At 61.9% G+C, this 18,924-nt stretch carries 21 protein-coding genes and 1 tRNA gene; 12 read left to right on the forward strand and 10 right to left on the reverse strand.

Annotated elements, in window-relative coordinates; all coding sequences use genetic code 11:
- Nucleotides 1–203: 203 nt before the first annotated feature.
- Genes AC07W7_RS24555 through AC07W7_RS24565 form a run of 3 tightly spaced genes read right to left on the reverse strand, consistent with a single transcriptional unit; the run spans nt 204 to nt 2,405 of the window.
- The gene (locus AC07W7_RS24555) at nt 204–1,502 is read right to left on the reverse strand and encodes an NAD(P)/FAD-dependent oxidoreductase (RefSeq protein WP_076963593.1); all 1,299 of its coding nucleotides are present in this window, start codon (nt 1,500–1,502) and stop codon (nt 204–206) included.
- 60 nt (nt 1,503–1,562) lie between these two features.
- A complete protein-coding gene (locus tag AC07W7_RS24560) occupies nt 1,563–1,736 on the reverse strand; it encodes a DUF3094 family protein (protein ID WP_076963594.1) in 174 nt (57 codons plus the stop codon).
- A gap of 39 nt (nt 1,737–1,775) precedes the next feature.
- On the reverse strand, nt 1,776–2,405 hold the full coding sequence (locus AC07W7_RS24565; RefSeq protein WP_029292005.1) for a DUF1780 domain-containing protein: 630 nt from the start codon (nt 2,403–2,405) through the stop codon (nt 1,776–1,778).
- Between the two features lie 101 nt (nt 2,406–2,506).
- Here AC07W7_RS24565 and AC07W7_RS24570 point away from each other — a divergent pair, with 101 nt between their 5' ends.
- The 3 genes from AC07W7_RS24570 to AC07W7_RS24580 all read left to right on the forward strand — a co-directional run bounded on the left by AC07W7_RS24570 (nt 2,507) and on the right by AC07W7_RS24580 (nt 3,939).
- Entirely contained in the window at nt 2,507–2,974 is a 468-nt protein-coding gene (locus tag AC07W7_RS24570; protein WP_495040285.1) for an FAD/FMN-containing dehydrogenase, read from the forward strand.
- Nucleotides 2,971–3,660, forward strand: coding sequence for an energy-coupling factor ABC transporter permease (locus tag AC07W7_RS24575; RefSeq protein WP_495040286.1), 690 nt, complete (start codon nt 2,971–2,973; stop codon nt 3,658–3,660). Before AC07W7_RS24570 ends, AC07W7_RS24575 begins: the two co-directional genes overlap by 4 nt.
- A gap of 63 nt (nt 3,661–3,723) precedes the next feature.
- A complete protein-coding gene (locus AC07W7_RS24580; protein ID WP_076963597.1) occupies nt 3,724–3,939 on the forward strand; it encodes a hypothetical protein in 216 nt (71 codons plus the stop codon).
- On the opposite strand, the gene yacG is transcribed toward AC07W7_RS24580, so the two are convergent.
- The 4 genes from yacG to AC07W7_RS24600 are packed head-to-tail and all read right to left on the reverse strand — an operon-like array spanning nt 3,936 to nt 6,836.
- Complete coding sequence (yacG, locus tag AC07W7_RS24585) at nt 3,936–4,139, reverse strand: DNA gyrase inhibitor YacG (protein ID WP_032861907.1); 204 nt, start codon at nt 4,137–4,139, stop codon at nt 3,936–3,938. The genes AC07W7_RS24580 and yacG overlap by 4 nt on opposite strands.
- Nucleotides 4,136–4,759 carry a dephospho-CoA kinase gene (gene coaE / locus AC07W7_RS24590; protein WP_169900958.1) on the reverse strand — a complete coding sequence of 208 codons (624 nt, stop codon included), beginning with the start codon at nt 4,757–4,759 and terminating at the stop codon, nt 4,136–4,138. The genes yacG and coaE overlap by 4 nt, the downstream gene beginning before the upstream one ends.
- Nucleotides 4,756–5,628 (reverse strand): prepilin peptidase, encoded by an 873-nt coding sequence (locus AC07W7_RS24595; RefSeq protein WP_099167515.1) that lies wholly within the window; start codon nt 5,626–5,628, stop codon nt 4,756–4,758. The genes coaE and AC07W7_RS24595 overlap by 4 nt, the downstream gene beginning before the upstream one ends.
- Before the next feature lie 2 nt (nt 5,629–5,630).
- Nucleotides 5,631–6,836: a type II secretion system F family protein gene (locus AC07W7_RS24600; RefSeq protein ID WP_495040287.1), complete on the reverse strand. Its 1,206-nt coding sequence runs from the start codon at nt 6,834–6,836 to the stop codon at nt 5,631–5,633.
- 218 nt (nt 6,837–7,054) lie between these two features.
- Between AC07W7_RS24600 and AC07W7_RS24605 the strand changes: the two genes are divergently transcribed.
- The 4 genes from AC07W7_RS24605 (at nt 7,055) to AC07W7_RS24620 (ending at nt 9,490) form a co-directional block, all read left to right on the forward strand.
- Nucleotides 7,055–7,465, forward strand: coding sequence for a pilin (locus tag AC07W7_RS24605; RefSeq protein WP_076963601.1), 411 nt, complete (start codon nt 7,055–7,057; stop codon nt 7,463–7,465).
- Nucleotides 7,466–7,528: 63 nt separating this feature from the next.
- Nucleotides 7,529–8,935: an O-antigen ligase family protein gene (locus AC07W7_RS24610; protein WP_495040288.1), complete on the forward strand. Its 1,407-nt coding sequence runs from the start codon at nt 7,529–7,531 to the stop codon at nt 8,933–8,935.
- 39 nt (nt 8,936–8,974) lie between these two features.
- A tRNA-Thr gene (locus AC07W7_RS24615) sits at nt 8,975–9,047 on the forward strand.
- A gap of 137 nt (nt 9,048–9,184) precedes the next feature.
- Nucleotides 9,185–9,490, forward strand: coding sequence for a DUF6388 family protein (locus AC07W7_RS24620; protein ID WP_076963603.1), 306 nt, complete (start codon nt 9,185–9,187; stop codon nt 9,488–9,490).
- A gap of 66 nt (nt 9,491–9,556) precedes the next feature.
- Here AC07W7_RS24620 and nadC read toward each other — a convergent pair whose 3' ends face one another.
- The gene (gene nadC / locus AC07W7_RS24625) at nt 9,557–10,405 is read right to left on the reverse strand and encodes a carboxylating nicotinate-nucleotide diphosphorylase (RefSeq protein WP_099167521.1); all 849 of its coding nucleotides are present in this window, start codon (nt 10,403–10,405) and stop codon (nt 9,557–9,559) included.
- 267 nt (nt 10,406–10,672) lie between these two features.
- On the opposite strand from nadC, the gene AC07W7_RS24630 reads away from it, so the two are divergent.
- From AC07W7_RS24630 to AC07W7_RS24650, 5 genes are all read left to right on the forward strand, one after another.
- Nucleotides 10,673–12,829 carry a DUF1631 domain-containing protein gene (locus AC07W7_RS24630; RefSeq protein WP_169866044.1) on the forward strand — a complete coding sequence of 719 codons (2,157 nt, stop codon included), beginning with the start codon at nt 10,673–10,675 and terminating at the stop codon, nt 12,827–12,829.
- 62 nt (nt 12,830–12,891) lie between these two features.
- Nucleotides 12,892–13,455 (forward strand): 1,6-anhydro-N-acetylmuramyl-L-alanine amidase AmpD, encoded by a 564-nt coding sequence (gene ampD, locus AC07W7_RS24635; RefSeq protein ID WP_076963606.1) that lies wholly within the window; start codon nt 12,892–12,894, stop codon nt 13,453–13,455.
- Entirely contained in the window at nt 13,452–14,288 is an 837-nt protein-coding gene (gene ampE / locus AC07W7_RS24640) for a regulatory signaling modulator protein AmpE (protein WP_076963607.1), read from the forward strand. The genes ampD and ampE overlap by 4 nt, the downstream gene beginning before the upstream one ends.
- 1,613 nt (nt 14,289–15,901) lie before the next feature.
- A complete protein-coding gene (locus AC07W7_RS24645; protein WP_373562103.1) occupies nt 15,902–16,606 on the forward strand; it encodes a methyl-accepting chemotaxis protein in 705 nt (234 codons plus the stop codon).
- Nucleotides 16,607–16,735: 129 nt separating this feature from the next.
- The gene (locus AC07W7_RS24650) at nt 16,736–17,176 is read left to right on the forward strand and encodes a hypothetical protein (RefSeq protein ID WP_495040289.1); all 441 of its coding nucleotides are present in this window, start codon (nt 16,736–16,738) and stop codon (nt 17,174–17,176) included.
- On the opposite strand, the gene AC07W7_RS24655 is transcribed toward AC07W7_RS24650, so the two are convergent.
- Complete coding sequence (locus AC07W7_RS24655) at nt 17,096–17,899, reverse strand: TatD family hydrolase (protein WP_495040290.1); 804 nt, start codon at nt 17,897–17,899, stop codon at nt 17,096–17,098. The two genes, AC07W7_RS24650 and AC07W7_RS24655, sit on opposite strands and share 81 nt — an antisense overlap.
- A 2-nt stretch (nt 17,900–17,901) precedes the next feature.
- Nucleotides 17,902–18,897 carry a catabolite repressor/activator gene (gene cra, locus AC07W7_RS24660; protein WP_169866051.1) on the reverse strand — a complete coding sequence of 332 codons (996 nt, stop codon included), beginning with the start codon at nt 18,895–18,897 and terminating at the stop codon, nt 17,902–17,904.
- Between the last annotated feature and the right edge of the window lie 27 nt (nt 18,898–18,924).

Genomic DNA, 18,924 nt, shown 5'->3' on the forward strand with positions numbered 1-18,924 from the left:
GTATAGCGCAGTCCGGTAGCGCGCCTGCTTTGGGAGCAGGATGTCAGGAGTTCGAATCCCCTTACCCCGACCATATTAAAAATCCTCGTATCGAAAGATACGGGGATTTTTTTGGCCTGTGCAAAAGCTGAAGTTACCTCGATCAAATGTGGGAAGAGGCAAGCCCCCTCCCACATTGAGCAGCCCCACCCGGGACCGCGTTGTTAGTGGAGCTTGAGCCGCGGCTCGGTGCCTCGGCCAATCTTGCTGCCCAGCATCAGCATCATCGTGCGGAAGAACCCGTACAGCGCCATCTGGTGCATGCGGTACAGCGACACATAGAACATCCGCGCCAGCCAGCCTTCGAGCATCACACTGCCGGTCAGGTTGCCCATCAAGTTACCCACAGCCGAAAAACGCGACAGCGAGATCAGGGAGCCATAGTCGGTGTACTTGTAGCTGGGCAGTGCCTTGCCTTCGATGCGCAACTTCAGGGACTTGGCCAGCAGCGACGCCTGCTGGTGCGCCGCTTGCGCCCGTGGTGGAACGTTGCGGTCGGTGCCTGGCTGCGGGCAGGCGGCGCAGTCACCGAAGGCGAAGATATTCTCGTCACGGGTGGTCTGCAGCGTTGGCAGCACCTGCAGTTGGTTGATGCGGTTGGTCTCCAGGCCGTCGATATCCTTGAGGAAACCTGGCGCGCGAATCCCGGCGGCCCACACCTTGAGGCTGGCGGGAATCACCTGGCCACTGCTGGTAATCAGGCTCTCGGCGGTGACTTCGCTCACGGCCGAGTTGGTCATGACCGTCACGCCAAGTTTTTCCAGGGTTTTATGCACAGGCCCGCTGATCCGCTCTGGCAGGGCTGGCAATACCCGAGGGCCGGCTTCGATCAGGGTGATGTGCATGTTTTCCGGCTTGATCCGGTCCAGGCCATAGGCCGCCAGTTCGTGGGCGGCATTGTGCAGTTCGGCGGCCAGTTCGACTCCGGTGGCGCCGGCGCCAACGATTGCCACGCTGATCTGTTCCACCACATCGGTTTGCCCGGCATGGGCGCGCAGGTAGTGGTTGAGCAATTGCTGGTGGAAACGTTCGGCCTGCTTGCGGGTATCGAGGAACAGGCAATGCTGTGCCGCGCCTTCGGTGCCGAAGTCGTTGGTGGTGCTGCCGACGGCAATCACCAGGGTGTCATAACCCAGCACGCGCGCGGGCACCAGCTCGCGGCCTTCTTCATCAAGGGTCGCGGCCAGCTGGATCTTCTTCTGTTCACGATCAAGCCCGCTCATGCGCCCCAGTTGGAACTCGAAGTGGTTCCATTTGGCCTGGGCAACATAATTGAGTTCGTCTTCAGAGGAGTTCAGCGAACCGGCGGCCACCTCATGCAACAGGGGCTTCCAGATGTGGGTCAGGTTGGTGTCCACCAGCGTGACACTGGCGCTGCCGCGCTTGCCCAGGGTCTTACCCAGACGGGTAGCCAACTCCAGGCCGCCGGCGCCGCCGCCGACGATAATAATACGATGGGTCATGGGGGTATCTCGCAAGGCTAAAAGAAATCGGTGCGGTTACCCGAGCGAGCGCCAGGCAGCTCATAGCGTCAGGTAACTCAAAAGGCGGCTCAGAAAGCCCAGGGCAATCACCACAACCAGTACCACCCCAAGGAGCAGCCACGGCCGGAAAGGCTTGCGCTCAACCTGGTGCTGGGACAGTTGCAGGTACTCTTCGACATGTTGTTGGTCGTCAGGGTTCAGGCGGCTGGTCATAAAGGCCTCGTCAGGTAGACGTTGCTGAGGGGGATCACGTTACAGGCTGATACCCACGTCGAACACTATGCTGCGCCCCAGGTTGTTGCGCAAGAAATCCGGTGCGTCCGGGTGGGCGAATAACACCCGCGCAAAGGTCGGGCCGACCAATGACAGCGAGCGCCAGCCCTGGCGCAGGTATTCGGTGGGCGGTGGGAAATGGCTGTTGAGGTCCAGCACTTCGCGCTTGAGGCTGGCAAAGGCGATGATATCCAGCTCTCCCAGGTCCATGCCGCGCTCTTTGTAGTTATGGGCCTTCTTGCGCAAGGTCGGCGCCAGGCGCAGGAGGAACTCATGGGCGGGAATGCGCCTGGGCTTGGCCTCGCGCCGTACCAGTTGGCTCAGGGAAAAAGCACTGCGCCGGCGCAGCAGTTCGTCGCGCCATTCGTCATTCAGGCGCCGGCCTTCGTCGAGGACAAAAAACACCTCGAAACTGGCATCGCGAAACAGCACGTCCGGCGGTTCTTGACCGGCGGCATGAAACTCTTCGGCACGGTAGGGCACATTCAGGCCTTGCAGCAGGCGCTGGCAGACCCAACGCTCACGCTCCCATTTGCGGGCATTGGACAGGAACGCGTTGGCTTGTTCGGCCGCTATGGTGAGCAGGCGCAAATAATCTGAGTCATCCATGCTTGCAGCTTAGCGTTCAAATGATGACCGCAGGAAGTCCCGTGTGAAAAGGCTCGGTGTAGACTGGCGCTTCAGTTGACGGTTTACACAAGGAGTTCGCGGTGAAGTTTTGGGTTGCGGTGTTGCTGAGCTTTTTGCCCCTTTGGGCCCAAGCGGTTGAGCTGGGGGAGCGGCTGGCGCCGTGGACCCTGCTCGACCAGTTCGACCAGGCCTATACCCTGGATAACCAGGCGCAGGTCCTGCTGGTAGCGCGCAGCATGGACGCCGCCAAGCAGGTGGATGCGGCCTTGCAGGGCCGGCCCAAGGGGTATCTGGAGGCACGCCATGTGGTGTTTGTCGCCGATATCCAGCGCATGCCAAGGCTGATTGCCAAGCTCTTCGCCGTCCCGGCGATGCAGGCCTATAACTACCGGGTGATGCTCGACCGTGATGCGCGGATCGCTGTGCGTTATCCGGCGCCTGTGGATAAAGTGCTGTGGTTGCAGTTGGAGGACGGCAAGCTGGTCGCGCGCCATGAGTACGCCTCTGCCGCCGAACTGCGCCAGGCCCTGGAGCAGGTACAGCCGTGATCAGTGCCGCCATGCTGGCGCCGCAAACCCTGCGGCTGGGCTGGCTGCTGTATGCACCGGTGATTGTCTGGGCGATCCTGCGCTCGTCCTGGGTCGAGCTGTTTGCCGACCGGCGGCGCCAGCATCTGTTGTTTGGCACGGTGTTCGCGCTGTTTATGTTGTGGCTGGTGCGCCGGGACTTCGATAGCGGGGTGTCCTACCACTTTATCGGCATGACCGCCGTGACCCTGCTACTCGACTGGCCCCTGGCAATTGTCGGTGGGCTAGCGGCGCAATTGGGCCTTGTGCTGCTCGGGCGCCAGGACTTGGCGGCGGTCGGGGTCAATGGCGCGCTGCTGGTCCTGCTGCCGGTACTGGTGACCGAGACGTGCGCGCTGCTGGTGGAGCGGGCGCAGCCGCGCAATCCCTTTGTGTATATCTTCTGTTCCGGTTTTTTTGCCGCCGCCTTGTCGGCGTTGCTGTGCCTGTTGGCTGGCCTGGGCCTGCTGTGGCTGGACGGCCGCTTTGCCATGCCCGAGTGGATCGAGGATTTTATCGGTTACCTGTGGTTGATCATCTTTCCCGAAGCCTTTATCAACGGCATGGTGATCAGTGCCTTGGTGGTGTTTTGCCCGGAGTGGCTGGAGACGTTCAACCGTACGCGCTACCTCTCGGCGCCCTGGAAAGATGACAATTCACGCCCTTGATCCAAATCAAAGGCGGAACGCAAAAGTGGTCGCATGCTCTGCGAAACTTCCAGGAGCACGATCATGAGTGTGTACGAGTGGGCACGGCAGGAGTTGCGCAGAAGCCAGGATGCGGCACAGGAAATCGGTTTTGACCCGGGCTTGAGCCTGCGCGCCTTGCTCAGTGCGGTGGTGCAGCAGAGCAAGGGCGTACGCAGTGCCGAAGACCTGGCCGACGAGTTGCTGTTTCTTGCAGAAAACCTCGACGACCAGCAGGACTACGGCTTTATGCGACCTTAGTGGGCCCGCGGTGGCAGGTCTTCGGAGAACAGTTCGTCTTCAGCGTCCGGGCTGACCGGAATCTTGTGTTCCTCCGCAGCCCAGGCGCCCAGGTCGATCAGTTTGCAGCGATCCGAGCAGAATGGCCGGTTGAGGTTGGTCGCTTTCCATTCCACGGGTGCGCCGCAGGTTGGGCATTCGACGGTCAAGGGTTGGCTCATGTTCGGCCTCCACGCAAAGTAAGGTAAAAGTGGTGCAGTCGCTCGACCTCGGCCTGTAGCCAGGCCAGGTCCTGGTCATTGACCAGTACATCGTCGGCATGGCGCAAGCGCTCTTCCCGGGAGGCCTGGGCCTTGAGAATCGCCTGCACCTGTTCTTCGCTGATGCCATCGCGCAGCAGGGTACGCTGAATCTGTGTTGCTTGCGGCACATCGATCACCAGGATGCGCTGGGTCATGGCGGACTGGCCCGACTCGATCAACAACGGCGATACCAGGATCGCATAGGGCGAGCGGGCGCGGGCCAAGTGGTTGCGGATCTCGTCGGCAATCAGCGGGTGCAGCAGGGCCTCTAGCCACCGGCGTTCTTGCGGTGCCTGGAAAATGCGCTGGCGCAAGGCCGCGCGATCCAACTGGCCATCGGGCAGCAGGATCGCGCCGCCGAAGTGTTCGGCAATCTTGGCCAGCGCCGGGCGGCCGGGCTCCACCACCCAACGTGAGGCGTGGTCAGCGTCGATCAGGTCCACGCCAAGGTCGATAAAGTGCTGGGCTGCAGCGCTTTTGCCGCTGCCGATGCCGCCCGTCAGGCCAAGAATCCAGGGTGTTGCGACAGAAGTGGTCATCTGAAACCGACAGACTGCAAATAGAAGTCGGTTATTTGACCACCCCAGAGCAATGCAATCCAGCCGGCAATTGCCAGATAGGGACCAAAAGGCAGGGGCGTCGACGTCTGCGCATGACGCAGGCGCAACACAATCACCCCGGCTATCGCGCCTACCAGCGAGGCCAGCAGCAGCGTCAGTGGCAGGATCTGCCAGCCACCCCAGGCGCCGAGCATGGCCAAGAGCTTGAAGTCGCCATAGCCCATGCCGTCCTTGCCTGTGCATAACTTGAACAGCCAGAACACCGACCACAGGCTCAGGTAACCAACGACCGCGCCCAGCAGAGCATCGGGCAAGGTTACGTACAGTTCAAAATAATTGAGGATCAGCCCCAGCCACAGCAGTGGCAGCACCAGCACATCCGGCAGCAGTTGGTGATCGGCGTCGATCAGGCTCATGGCCAGCAGGCCCCAGCTCAAGAACAGCACCCCGGCGGCCGGCCAGCCGAAGCCGTAGTGCCAGGCAATAAAGGCCGAGAGCAGCCCGCAGGCCAGTTCGACAAGCGGGTAGCGTGGGCTGATGGAGCCGTGGCACCGTGCGCAGCGCCCCCTGAGCAGCAGGTAGCTGAGCACCGGGATATTTTCCCAGGGGCGAATCGGCTGCGAGCAGTGTGGGCAGCAGGAGTTGGGGTGCAGCAGGTTATAGGTCGGGCCGCTGGGTTCGGGGGGCAGGCCGAGTATTTCATGGGCCTGGGCGCGCCAGTCCCGTTCGAGCATGGTTGGCAGGCGCCACACCAGCACGTTGAGGAAGCTGCCGACGATCAGCCCCAGTACCAGGGAAGCCCAGACGAACAGCCAGGGATGAAGGATCAGGAGTTGGCCAAGGGTCATGTTCAAAACGCCGTGCCAAGCTGGAAGATCGGCAGGTACATGGCGATCACCAGCGCCCCGACAATGCTGCCCAGCACCACCATGATCAGCGGCTCCATCAGGCTGGTCAGGTTGTCCACCAGATGGTCGACGTCCGTTTCATAATGGTCAGCGACCTTCTCCAGCATGCTGTCCAGCGCGCCCGACTCTTCGCCGATGGCCGTCATCTGGACCGCCATGCCTGGGAACAGGCCACTGGCGCTCATGGTTCGATTCAATTGCATGCCTATTGCCACGTCCTGGCGCATCCGCGTGATTGCTCGTGTGAAGCGCTCGTTGCCGGCGGCGCCGGCCACTGAGTCCAGTGCCTGTGCCAGCGGTACGCCGGCGGCAAAGGTGGTGGCAAGTGTACGGGCGTAGCGGGCGACTGCGGTTTTTTTCAGCAGTGTGCCTGCCAACGGCAGTTTCAACAAACCGGCATCCAGCCACAGGCGAAAACCGCTATGTCGACGGTAGCCGTGGCGTATCCCCCAGGCAGTCGCGGCCAGGGCCAGCAACAGCATCCACCAGGCGCCCTGCATGAATTCGGACAGCATGATAACCAGCAGGGTAAAGCGCGGCAGCGGTGTGTCGATGCCGGCGAACAGGCTTTCAAATTGAGGCACGACGTGGATCAGCAAGATGCTGCTGACCAGCGTAGCCACGAGCAGGACCACCAGCGGATAGGTCATGGCCTTTTTGATCCGCGCCTTGAGGCGTTGGCTCTTCTCCAGGTGGGTGGCGACCCGCTCCAGCAGGGTTTCCAGGGTGCCGGCCTGTTCGCCGGCCGCGATCAGGCTGCAATACAGGGGGTTGAAGCACTGCGGCTGTTTCAAGAGGGCGCCGGTCAGGCTGTTGCCGGCGGCAATCTCCTGCTTCAATCCCTGGACCATCGTGCGCATGGCCCGGCTGTCAAAGCCTTCGCCAATCATATCGAAGGCTTGCAGCAGGGGGATTCCCGCCTTCAGCAGGGTCGCCAGTTGACGGGTGAACAGCGCAATATCGGCTGGGGTGATGGGGTCGCGCAGGCCGGCAAGCAGGCTGGAGCGCATCTGCACCCGCACCGGGTTGATACCTTGCCGGCGCAATTGGGCCTTGATCACGGCCGGGCTATGGCCACGGGTTTCGCCGGACACCTTGCGGCCATTGCGCAGCGTGCCTTCCCAGGCGTAGGTGGCGGTGGGGTTCACGGTGACATCCTTCATCGGGTGCGGCAGCTCATCGGCAAGTGACGATTGACAGCTTAGCCAGGCCTCTGTGTCTGTCAGGCTATTGGGCAGGGGAAAAATGTCAGATTGTGCGTCTTATGAGGGCCTGGCCCGGCGCGGATGAGTACACTGGCGCGGTTGTTGAGGGCAGGGCGCAGGATGTGCCTTGCGATGGGGTTTTATTCTGGAGAGTGAGTGTGATGCGTCAGAACGGCTTTACTTTGATCGAGTTGTTGATCGTCGTGGCGATCATTGGCATCTTGGCCACCATTGGCCTGCCCATGTATACCAAGCACCAGGCCAAGGCCAAGTTCACGGCGGGGTTGGCGGAAATCTCGGCGTTGAAGGCGGGCTTTGAAGACACCTTCAACCAGGGCACGGTGCCCACGCTGGCGCTGATCGGCGGCACCAGCCCGACCGCCAACTGCGTGATCAGCGTGGCGGGTGATGTGGCTGCGGGGACGGGCTCGATCGCCTGCGAGATCCTCGATGCGCCTGCGCCGATCCAGGGCAAGCTCATTACTCTGGCGCGCAGTGCCCGTGACGGTTGGACGTGCACCACCAATGCTGACGAGCAGTATGTGGCCAAGGGTTGCGCTGCTGGCAACTGAGCCCTGGCCACCCACATCAGTGACGGGGGCCCGGCATGACGGGCCCCCAAGTACAGGTTGCCCATGACGTTATCCGTGCAACAACGAGGCAGCGTGTTCCTGGTGGTGGCGCTGAGCCTTTTGCTACTGGGCATCACCCTGGCCTTCAGTGGGCATGACTGGCAGCGTGTGATGCAGGTCGGCGTCGGCGTGTGTGCGTTGCTCTATGGCCTGGCGACTCCTGCCATGCGCCTGGTCGACAAGCCCACCGCTATCGGCCTGGCACTGGTGTTCGGCCTGGGCCTGGTCTCTGCGTGGTGGGCCCACCAGCCACTCTGGGCGTTGACCGAGTGGGCGTTGATGATCACCTGCGGGGTGATTGCCGCGGCTTTTGCCCGGTTGCGGCGCAATGGCGAGCAAACCCTGGATCAGGTGCTGATCCTGTTTGTGTTGCTGCTGTGCCTGATCAAGGTCCTGCAATATGGGTATGCAGGCGTGCTGGCGTTTACCAATGGCGAACCGACACTGGACACCGATCTGCTGCTTTCCGGGTTCTCCAACAAGCGCTTCTACGGCCAGTTCCAGACCTTTACCTTGCCCTTGCTGGCGTTGCCGCTGCTGCTTGCGAGTACCTCGCGGTTGGCGCGTGGGCTGGTGTTCGCCCTGCTGTGTGCCTGGTGGTTGATTGCAATCAGTGGCGGTACCCGTGGCACCTGGCTGGGCATCGGCGTTGCGGCAATCGTCCTGGCTTGCCTGGGGGCAGCGGGGCGTCGCTGGTTGATCTGGCAGTTGGCTGCACTGTGCGGCGGGCTGTTCTTGTACTGGTTGTTGTTCACGGCCCTGGCGCGTTACCTGGGGCTGGAAATTGCCAGCCTTTCCAATGACCGGCTCACCACCAGCCTTTCCGGTCGTGAAGTGATCTGGTGGCAAGCCTGGGAGATGATCCGCGAACGGCCATGGCTCGGTTTCGGGCCGATGCACTTTGCCGATATCCCCAACCCGATTGCTGCCCATCCGCACCAGGCAATCCTGCAATGGGCCAGCGAATGGGGCGTGCCCTCGGCCCTATGTGTGGCGCTGCTGGCGCTGCGCGGCGGTTGGGCCACGTTGATGGTCATTTATCGGCAAGGGGCGGTAGGGTCAGCGCAAGACCTGCTGCGCCTGTGCCTGTTTGCCGCGCTGCTGGGCGCAACGCTGCAGGCCATGGTCGATGGGGTGATGGTGATGCCCTATTCGCAACTCTGGTTGGCGCTGGTGGTGGGCTGGTTGATGGCATTGCATCCGTGGCGCACGCCGGCTATCGAGCCGATACCGCTGTTGTACCGGGCCTGGCAGGCGTCGGCGGTGTTCTCGGTGGCGTTGCTGGTATTGGTCGTGTTCCGCGACCTGCCAGGCGCCACCGAGCGCAGCCAACACTACATCGATATTGCCAAAGGCCATCTGCAGCCACGCTTCTGGGTCCAGGGCGTCATTGCGCCGCACATCCGGTAAGTTGCCGGGCGCCCAATGCAGTGCTAGCTTTAGCCCACCGCCCGTGTAGCTCAGTTGGTAGAGCAGCGCACTCGTAACGCGAAGGTCGCAGGTTCGATTCCTGTCTCGGGCAAAAAGGCACCACAGTTTTCAGATGATCCCAGAATGGTTCTGAAGGCCAGATGAACCGGTATTCATGCCCGTTCTTTTGTATCTGCGCAACCTTGATGACCCAGATGCATCCCCATTCCTCGATCTTAAGAGAACGACATGACCACGACAGCAATGACCCAGGAAGTGCGGCACGCAGCAGCCCTCAAGCAGTACCTCGAGGAGTCGCCGCAGCTTAAGGAAGAGATCAAGGACCTGAGCGCTGATGACCAGCGCGACCAGATCCAGTGGGCATTCGAGGACGAGGCCGAGAGCCAGGGCTTCCAGCCTTGGGAACTGACCCTCAAGTACACGTCCACGCCGGAAGAGTTCGAGACGGCACGCCTGGCCCTACACAAAGAGGCGGCCGAGGTGTTGGGTGTCGAGTGGGAAGAGTACTGCGAGATGAATGATTTGGTGGTCTAAAAGCAGTGGCAGGTTTCAAGCCGCAAGTGTCGCCAGGCGCGCTTGCAGCTTGAGGCGTGCAGCGACTCAGAGACTGAGCCGCATCGACAAATCCACCGCCTTCACATCCTTGGTCATCGCCCCGATGGAGATGTAGTCCACACCGGTCTCGGCAATGGGCAGCAAGGTGCTTTCATTGATCCCGCCACTGGCTTCCAGCTTGGCCTTGCCGCCGTTCAAGCGTACGGCTTCGCGCATGTCGTCCAGGCTCAACTCATCCAGCATGATGATATCGGCGCCTGCCGCCAGGGCTTCGCGTAACTCTTGCAGGCTTTCCACTTCGACTTCCACCGGCTTGCCTGGGGCGATCTTGTGGGCGGCAATAATGGCCTGGGCAATGCCACCGCAGGCGGCGATATGGTTTTCCTTGATCAGGAACGCGTCATACAGGCCGATGCGGTGGTTGTGGCAACCGCCGCAGGTCACCGCGTATTTTTGCGCCAGGCGCAGGCCCGGCAGGGTCTTGCGGGTATCCAGCAACTTGACCTGGGTGGTGGCGACAAAGTCCGCCAGGTACTGCGCGCGCGTGGCCACGCCCGACAACAGCTGCAAAAAATTCAGCGCACTGCGTTCCCCCGTCAGCAATGAGCGGGCGGGGCCTTCGAGGTGGAACAGCGCCTGGTTGGGGCTGACGCGTTCACCGTCGCGCACCTGCCAATGCACAGCAACCCGTGGGTCCAACTGGCGGAACACAGCATCGACCCAGGCGGTGCCGCTGATGACGGCGGTATCACGGGTGATGATCGTGGCCTTGGCCAGCCGTTCGGCCGGGATCAATTGCGCGGTGATATCGCCGCTGCCGATGTCTTCCAGCAGTGCGCGGCGCACGTTGGCTTCGATTTCGGCGGTGAGGTCGGCGAGGCGTAGATTCGGCATAGCGGGCTCCACATACAAAGTGCCTTGATTATAGGGGCATGGCAGCGCCGAACCCAAGGTATGCCGCCATAACCTGCCTGATTACAAAGCGCCTACAGAGTTTGCTGGCGCTAGAGGGGCTATTTGCAAGATAATCTCGCGCCTTGCAATTGGCGTCATAGCTTTGACGTCTCGGTGATCTACAGATAATCGCAGTCCCCGCCAGTATTCCATCGGCGGTTGCTGCGAGCGTTCACAAAACCGAACCCGTCGTTCCAGGAGGCCAGCATGCACAATGACGCAAAGGTGGTGCCGATCAATAAGATCGCCGCACAAGCGATGCCGTCGCCGCTCGCCCGCCTGCCCGTGATCGTGCTCCAGGTGCGGGACAAGGCCACGCAGCAGCTCGACCGGGGTTTGCAGGAGCTGTTCGATAACGCCGACGACACCCTGTTTGAAATGGCCGATAAGGCCCGCAACAGTGCCGACCACAATATTTTCTTTGAAGCCATGCGCGACCTGCGCCTCAAGCGCAAGAACTTCGAGCGTGTGTTCATGGAGCAGCTCTTTGCCGCGTTCGCCAACCTGGGGCAGGCGGGGCAGGGTGAGTTGCTGTTGCCGACGGTCTCCTACGACGCAGCGCCGGGTGTGTCGGCCGACGACCTGGAAAAAGCCGTGGCCCTGGAGGCCATGCTCGACAAGGTCATGCACCGTGACGGCCTGGCCCTGGGGCAATTGACCGCCCGTCTGGGCGCGTTGTTGGGCAAGCGCCTGGATGACCGGGAAAACCCCCTGGGCCCGGCGATGCTCTGCGAGTTCTTCCTGCGGGCCGGGCGCAGCCTGGGGGTGGAGATCCGGGTCAAGCTGATCATTTTGAAACTGTTTGAAAAGTACGTCCTCAGCGATGCCGACCTGCTGTACGGCGAGGCCAACCAGTTGCTGGTCGCCACCGGCGTGCTGCCTGAACTCAAGGCCGTACCGTCACGGCGGGCCGGCGAGCGCGCCAGCCGGGCCCGTCCGCCCGTCGAGGCGGCCCCGGCGGCCGGCCAGGCCGACGAGGCCGAGCAACAAGTCTTCGCCGCCCTGCAAGAACTGCTGCTGACGGTACGCGGCAGCGTGGCCCCGACCCTGGAGGCCAGCGCCCAGGCCCAGCCCATTTCGACCCGCGACCTACTGCGCCTGTTGTCCCATCTGCAGCAATATGTGCCGGAGCCGGCGGTCGAGGACGATTTTGACCTGCGCCGCCAATTGGAAGAACTGCTCACCCGGGTCAGCGTCAAGAGTGGCAAGTCGCGGGTAGTGGAAGAGGCCGACGAGGATGTGATCAACCTGATCGCCATGTTGTTCGAGTTTATCCTCGACGACCGCACCTTGCCTGAGTCCCTCAAGGTGCTGATTGCGCGCCTGCAGATTCCCATGTTGAAAGTGGCCGTGCTGGACAAGAGTTTTTTCAGCCGTGGCAGCCACCCGGCGCGGCGCCTGCTCAATGAAATCGGGACCGCCGCCATGGGGTGGGGCAAGCGTGACGACTATCAACGCGACAGCCTGTACGTGCGCATCGAGCAGGTGGTGCAGCGCCTGTTGAACGATTTTGTCGATGACCCGGCGATTTTCTCCGTGCTCCTGCACGAGTTCACCGCCTTTACCCAGGACGAGCGCCGCCGCAGTGAGCTGCTGGAACAGCGTACCCGCGACGCCGAGGAAGGGCGCGCCCGCACCGAGCAGGCCCGGCAGCGGGTCGCCGATGCGGTCAACCAGCGTTTGTTGGGCAAGGTCTTGCCGCATGTCGTGGTGCAGTTCCTGCAACAGGCCTGGAGCCAGGTCCTGTTGCTCGAATGCCTCAAGCACGGGCAGCACTCGCCGCAATGGCAGGCGCGGTTGCGGGCCATGGACGAATTGATCTGGAGTGTCGGCCTGAGTGAGGACACCGAGGCCGGTCGCCGTTTGCTGGAGCAATTGCCCGCATTGCTCAAGGCCCTGCGTGATGGGCTGAGCGAGGCGGCGTTTGATTCCTTTGTCACCCGCGAGTTTTTTATCCAGTTACAGGCCTTGCATACCCAGGCGTTCCAGGGGGCGACGCTGCCCAGCGTGGCGCTGGTCGAGGTGCGCGAGGACTCGAGCGCGGCGCTGCCGTGCGAGACGGTCAGCCTGGCGGAGGATGATCCCGACCTGCTCAAGGTCCGCCAATTGCGCATCGGCAGTTGGGTGGAGTTTCGCGAAGATGAGGAAAACACCCTGCGCTGCAAGCTGACGGCGATTATCGCGCCGGCCAACAGCTATATATTTGTCAATCGTACCGGCCTCAAGGTGCTGGAGAAAACCTGCACCGAGCTGGCCCTGGAGTTCAAGCGTGGCGCGGTCCGCACCCTGGATGATGCCTTGTTGTTCGACCGTGCGCTGGCGTCGGTGATTGGCAGCCTGCGCCAACTCAATCGTGCCAAGTGATCGCAACCACCCGGCGGATCACGGCATACTGAGCGCTCTCAAGTCTTGCGCAAGGAACCTGTATGCAGTTGGACCCCACCAGCGGTTGGTGCCAGGGCATTGCCCATTGCCCATCGCCCAACTTCAATGAACGCCCGGGCGGCGAGATTTCCCTGTTGGTGGTGCATAACATCAGCTTGCCACCGGCCCAGTTCGCCACAGGCAAAGTGCAGGCATTTTTCCAGAATCGCCTGGATGTCACGGAACATCCCTACTTTGAAGGCATTGCCGACTTACGGGTTTCTGCGCACTTTCTGATTGAGCGCGACGGTGCGGTGACGCAGTTTGTCTCCTGCCAGGACCGTGCCTGGCATGCTGGCGTCTCCTGTTTCGAGGGGCGCGAGACCTGCAATGACTTTTCCCTGGGGATCGAGCTTGAAGGGACTGACGAGCAACCCTTTACCGATGCCCAGTACCACTCCCTGATTGAACTGAGTCGCCAATTGCTGGCCGCTTACCCGGGAATCACGCTCCAGCGTATTTGCGGTCATAGTGACATCGCCCCAGGACGCAAGACCGATCCTGGACCGGCTTTTGATTGGGCGCGTTTTCGCGGCGCCTTGCAGGATGGAGGACATGCACAATGAGTTTCCTGGTGTTGGTGCTGGCGGTGTGGATCGAGAAGTTCTCGGCCTTGCGTTCGCGGGTACAGCGCGATGGCCGTTGGCTGCGCGAACTGGCCCGGCTTGAATCGAGCGCGCGGCTGGGCAAACAACCCTGGCTGATCCTGGTGCTGCTGGTATTGCTGCCGGTGGCGCTGCTGGGGCTGTTGCTGCTGGTCCTGGAGCCAGTGGCCTATGGCTTGCTGGCGCTGCCGGTGCACCTGCTGGTGGTGATCTACAGCCTGGGCCGCGGCGATCTGCTGGGCCAGTTGGGGCCGTTTCGCGATGCCTGGCGCCGGGGGGACCTGCAAGCGGCGGAACATGTTGCCGAACGTGACCTGGGCATTGGCGCGGACAGCGGCGAGCAACTGCTGGAGCGGGTCCAGGGCCATTTGCTGTGGCAGGCCTACCAGAGCTTTTTTGCGGTAATTTTCTGGTACTTCCTCCTCGGCCCGGTGGTGGCCCTGGCCTACCGCCTGCTGGCGCTGGCCAGTGAACACGGGCAGAACCCGCTGGTGGTCGAGCGTGCCGGGCAATTGCGCCATGCATTCGACTGGTTGCCGGTGCGGTTATTGGCGGCGAGCTTTGCCTTGGTCGGCAACTTTGTCGCGGTCAGCCGGGTGATGCTGCATGAGCTGCTGAGCTGGGATATCAGTGCGGCGCAACTGGTGGAAAAAGTGGGCCTGGTGGCCGGCGAAATTCCTGCGCCGGTGGTGGGTGCCGAAGGGATCAATAGCCTGGACCGGTTGTGGGAACTGCTGCTGCGCGCCGCCGTGTTGTGGTACGCCGGGTTTGCGATCTGGACTGTCTTGCCCTGAAAAACAGCTCTTGTGAGAGCGGGCTTGTGTGGGAGCGGGCTTGCCCGCGATGCGGTGTAGCAGTCAAAAAATCCGGTACTGACACACCGCTATCGCGGGCAAGCCCGCTCCCACAAAGAGCCCGTAGTGGCTTCAAAAATCGGTCGGCCGCCAGGCCCCGTTGATCGCGTTAACCTTAAGTTACAAAACTCCCCGCCGATTTAAGCTATACAGACAGCGCGCCCAATAGTGGCTTTCTGCCGCTGCCCTGCGCCGTCAATAAAAATAAAAGAAAAGGGAGTTCATCTGTGAAGAGCTTGCTCTATCCCGCCATCGCCCTGATGAATCGCCTGAGCTTCGGCATGAAGTTCAGCCTGATCAGTGTGTTGTTTTTCCTGCCGATGCTGGTGACCAACTATTACCTGGTACGCGACTCCTGGCGTGAGTTTCAGGGCACGCAGGTTGAGTTGCAGAGCCTGGACCTGCTGGGCAGCAGCCTGATCCTGCGCCGCGACCTGGAAACTCTGAACAATCAGGTGCAGATCAACGCCACCCTCGGCCAGGCGGGCAAGGCGGGGGATATCGAAAGCCGCATCACCGCCCTGGAGCAGCGCGTACTTGAGCGCATGCAGGGTTTCCAGGCGATGACCGCCGACCCCGAGCAGGTTGCAGTGTTCGAGGGCAAGCGCGATGAGATGATCGCCGCCTTCAAGGCCCAGCAAACGGAATCTTCACTGCTGAGCAAAAGTGCCTTGATCGGCAAATTGCTGAACACGGCGCAGATGTTCAGCCAGATCATCGCCAGCCACTCGGGGTTGAGCCGCGATGCCCAGGGCGATGTACGCCAACTCAGCGAACTGGTGACCAGCGTCACCCCGCAAGTCACCCAGACCCTGGGCGAAGGCCGGGCCATGGGCGCGTACTCCCTGGGCCAGGGCTTTCTCAATTCATCGTCCAGCACGCGCTTTGACGAACTGCTGCAGCAATTGGAAAAACTCCAGGCCGAATACGGCTTGAAAGTGCAGGACGCCCTCGGTTCCAGCAAGGCCGCCCATGCCTCGTTGGATGCCTTGGCCCAAGCCAGCCAGGCCAGCCTCAAGCAGGCCAGCGAGTTGTTTGAAGAGCAGGTGGTGATGGCCGAAACCCTGGAGGCCCCGTGGCAGACCTTCTATGACGAAGTGACGGCCTTGATGGCCAAGACCTATCAACTGGACGACGCGACCCTGTCCTTCCTCGACCAGCAACTGCAACAGCGCCTGGCCCAGAACCGCACGCACATGGTGGTGCTGGTCGCGGCGCTGGCGGCGGTGTTCCTGCTGATCTTCTATCTGTACGGCGGTTTCTACGCGTCGACCCGTACCACCCTGCGCCACCTGGGCGCGATGATGGATAAGGTCGCCGCCGGGGACATGACCGTCAGCTTCAAATCCCAGAGTCGCGATGAGCTGGGTGAATTGGGCGAGGTGTTCAATGGCACCGTGGCGAAAATCCATGACCTGATCGAGCGGGTCGGGCAGACCGTCCAGGAAGTCGAGCATCAGGCCGGGCAAGTGGAGTCGGTGTCGGCGCGCAGCAACCAGGCGGTGTCGGGCCAGCGCTGCCAGATCGAGCAGGTGGCGACGGCCATGAACCAGATGTCGGCGACCGCCCATGAAGTGGCGCGCAGCGCCGCAGCGGCTGTCAGCAGTGCCCACAGTGTCAACGATGAAACCCTCAACGGGCGGGGCCTGGTGCAATCCCAGCAGGGCAGCATCGCGCTACTGGCCTCGGAGATTGACCAGTCAGTACTGGTGATCAACCAACTGGCCATCGACAGCCAATCGATCAGCAGCGTGCTGGAAGTGATCAAGAGCATTGCCGAACAAACCAACCTGCTGGCACTGAACGCGGCCATCGAGGCGGCGCGGGCGGGTGAGCAGGGCCGTGGGTTTGCCGTGGTGGCCGATGAGGTACGAACCCTGGCCCGGCGCACCCAGCAGTCCACCGAAGAAATCGAGCAGATGATTACCAAGTTGCACCTGGGCGTTGGCGCGGCCGTGAAGGCCATGGGCAGCAGCCATACCATGGCCAGCGGTACGGTCGGGCAGTCGGAAAAGGTCCAGTTGGCCCTGGAAAATATCCTCGGCGCAGTGGGCATGATTGTCGATCAGAACCAGCAAATCGCCGCAGCAGTGGAGCAGCAAACGGCGGTGGCCCATGACATCGACCAGAACATCGTTGAGATTAATCGGGCTGGCGAGCACGCGTCCCAAGGCGCGCACCAGACCGAAGAGGCCAGCCGGCAATTGTCTTTGCAGGTGATTGAATTGAAAAAGCTGATCGGTGCCTTTCGCGTGTAAGGCATGTCTGTAGGTTTTGTTTGTTGGTGATGTAGTGCATGTCCTGTTTTCCCGTGTGAGCTTTTTTTGTCGCGGGATTGGGTGAGAATTTGTTTCACACCCCATCCAGCGCTTCCGGGAGGCAGGGCCATGACCGCGACAACTCCAGGCGTGAAAGGGCATTGCGCCCATTGTGATATCACCTTTGTACTCAAGCCCTGGCAGCTCAATGCCATTGCTATCAGTGAGCCCTTTGACTGCCCGTATTGCCACAAAGTCCTGCTGCTCAATTGTCCCAGGCAACTGCGTCAGTTGAGGTCCCTGGACAACCTGGCCCTGCTCCGCCCGAGCATGCTGGTGCTGACCTGCGTGGCCTTGTTGGTGGCCCTGGTGGTGGAGTGGGTCGGCTTGATCAGCAAGGTCGGGCAATTGAACGTGTCGCTGGTGGCGATCCTGATTCACTTCCTGACCCTGCGCCACGCCCGGCATCGGCATCGCATGACCCTGACGCTACAGGCGGTCAACCCCGTTATCGAGCGGCCAGTTGAACACTTCGCAGGCGTTGCGGGTACTCGCTTCGGCCAACACTGAAGGGCTGATGCCCATGTGTGCGGCCAGGGCCCCGCAGATCGCCGGCAAGTGCTGCGGGCTATTGCGTTGGCCGGGGTACATGGCGGGCGCCATATCCGGCGAGTCGGTTTCCAGTACGACCGAGTCCAGCGGCAACTGAGCGATGACCTTGTGCATGCGCAGGGCCTGGGGCCAGGTCGGCGCACCGCCCAGGCCCAGCTTGAACCCCAGCTTGATGTATTCGCGGGCTTCTTCGCGGCTGCCGGCGAAGGCATGGATGATCCCGCCCCGGGGCAGGCGGATGCGCTTGAGGGTGGCGATAACCGCCGCATGGCTGCGCCGCACATGCAGCAGCGCCGGCAAGCGGAAGTCCACGGCCAACTGCAATTGGGCTTCAAACAGCGCTTGCTGGCGCTCGCGGTCCAGGTGCTCAAGAAAGTAATCCAGGCCGATTTCCCCCACGGCGCACAGTTGGCGATGGCCCTGGAGGCGGGTCAGCCAGTCGCCCAATTCGATCAGGTCGGCGGGGCGATGCTCATCCAGGTACACCGGGTGCAGGCCGAAGGCCCCATGCAGGTCCGGGTCCTGTTGCGCCAGGTCCCATAGCCGCTGCCAATTGCGCTGGTACACCCCCAGCACCACCATGCGTCGCACGCCGAGCTGGCGACTGTGCCTGAGCACTTCGTCGCGGTCAGCATCGAAGTCCTCGAAGTCGAGGTGGGTGTGGCTGTCGATCAGCTCCACGCCTACGCCTCGTGAATCCGCTGCTTGAAGGTCCGGCCAATGGCATGCACGCCCGGCTGGTAGTGCTGTTCTTCAATCGCCGCCAGCGCCAGGCGCAGGGCTGTTTCGGCGATCAGCGCGTGTTGCTGGGCCATGGCGTTGACCGGCAGCGGCAGGAAGTCCAGCAACTGGGTGTCACCAAAAGTGCCCAGGCGCAGCGGTCGCGACTTGAGCGGGAAGTCGTGCAGCGCGTCAAACACCCCTTGCAGCAGAACGTAGGAAGTGGTGACCAGCGCATCGGGTAAATGCCCCAGGCGTTGCAGGAGTTCTTCCATCAACTGGCGGCCACAGTCGCGGCTGAACGCGTCGCCGTGCTCGACCAGGACCTCACCTTCAAAGCCTTGCAGCGCCTGGCGGAAACCCGCTGCGCGTTCCTGGCTGATACTCAGCTCAGGGTGGGCGCCAATCAACGCGATTTGCCGGGGCAGCGGGTGCAGCAGGCTGCTGGTCAATTGCTGGCAGGCCCGGCGGTCATCGCTGACCACCGAGCAGAACTGTCCGGCGTCCATCACCCGGTCAATGGCAATCACCGGTAGGCCCTTGGCTTGCAGCTCGCGATAACTGTCGTCGCTGGCGGGCAGGCAGCTGGCAACGAACAACGCATCGCAACGCCGCGCGCGGAACAGTTGCAGCAATTGGCGCTCACTGTTGGCATCATCGTCGGAGCTGGCGATCAGCAACTGATAGCCACGGGCCCGTGCGCCTTGTTCCAGCAGCTTGGCGATCCGTGCGTAACTGGGGTTTTCCAGGTCCGGCAGGATAAAGCCCAGGGTGCGGGTATGCCGGCTGCGCAACCCGGCAGCCTGGGGATTGGGGGTAAAGCCATGCTCCTGGACCACCGCCCGCACCCGTTCGACGGTGGCGGTGCTGATCCGTTGCTGTTGGGCCTTGCCGTTGATGACGTAGCTGGCGGTGGTCACGGACACACCGGCTATGCGTGCAATATCACTGAGTTTCAAACCGGGATTTCCTTGTTTTTTAGAGCT

It is taken from the genome of Pseudomonas sp. GW821-FHT01D09 (assembly GCF_059422465.1).